This window comes from Rothia sp. HMSC068F09 (assembly GCF_001812775.1).
Classification (GTDB): Bacteria; Actinomycetota; Actinomycetes; order Actinomycetales; family Micrococcaceae; genus Rothia; species Rothia mucilaginosa_A.
In genome coordinates, this window is the sequence record NZ_KV810428.1 from 4,132 (window position 1) to 4,585 (window position 454).

1 protein-coding gene is annotated in these 454 nt (G+C 50.7%); it reads right to left on the reverse strand.

The annotated features are described in order from the left end of the window. Positions 1–36 precede the first annotated feature (36 nt). On the reverse strand, positions 37–309 hold the full coding sequence (locus HMPREF2874_RS09210; protein WP_141754230.1) for a hypothetical protein: 273 nt from the start codon (positions 307–309) through the stop codon (positions 37–39). Between the last annotated feature and the right edge of the window lie 145 nt (positions 310–454).

The window sequence follows — 454 nt, forward strand, 5'->3', positions numbered from 1 at the left end:
TCCTTTTCAGAAGGGCTTTCATTGAGGCTAGGAATTTCAACGGTCTTGTTCTTCTGCGAGAACATTTCCCTTCCTTTTCAGAAGGGCTTTCATTGAGGCGCCGCCGTCCTGCGGGCTAGTCTGTCCACCAACCACATTTCCCTTCCTTTTCAGAAGGGCTTTCATTGAGGCCTGCAACGCAAAACTTTTTGTGTTGTTTTCTTCCGTATTTCCCTTCCTTTTCAGAAGGGCTTTCATTGAGGGATCAGGTTCACAGAGCGAGGTCGGCGAGCAAACCCCATTTCCCTTCCTTTTCGGAAGGGCTTTCATTGAGGGGACCCCGCCCGCGAAGAATCGATGCCGCTGAAGCTCGATTTCCCTTCCTTTTCGGAAGGGCTTTCATTGAGGGGGGCTATAACCCTTTTCGGCTTCGATTCCATCGCCAGGATTTCCCTTCCTTTTCGGAAGGGCTTTC